At 70.6% G+C, this 344-nt stretch carries 1 protein-coding gene; it reads left to right on the top strand.

Annotated features, from left to right (window positions below; translation table 11 throughout):
* The coding region (locus tag N4G66_RS45430; protein ID WP_315903783.1) for a carboxyl transferase domain-containing protein at positions 1-344 on the top strand (344 nt) is incomplete at both ends.

The raw sequence follows: 344 nt of genomic DNA, 5'->3' as shown, positions 1-344 counted from the left end.
CCCGTCCTGACCTTCGTGGACGTGCCCGGCTTCCTCCCCGGCGTCGACCAGGAGCACACCGGCATCATCCGCCGCGGCGCCAAACTGATCTACGCCTACGCCGAGGCCACCGTCCCGCTGATCACCGTCATCACCCGCAAGGCCTTCGGCGGCGCCTACGACGTCATGGGCTCCAAGCACCTGGGCGCCGACCTCAACCTCGCCTGGCCCACCGCCCAGATCGCCGTGATGGGCGCCCAGGGCGCGGTGAACATCCTGCACCGCCGCACCATCGCCGCCGCCGAGGACCAGGACGCCACCCGCACCCGCCTCATCCAGGAGTACGAGGACACCCTCCTCAACCC

Origin of the sequence: Streptomyces rhizosphaerihabitans, from assembly GCF_025399795.1 — a bacterium.
Taxonomy (GTDB): domain Bacteria; phylum Actinomycetota; class Actinomycetes; order Streptomycetales; family Streptomycetaceae; genus Streptomyces; species Streptomyces rhizosphaerihabitans.
Note: the sequence above shows the minus strand (reverse complement) of the source record. Positions and strands in the feature narration are given on the sequence as shown.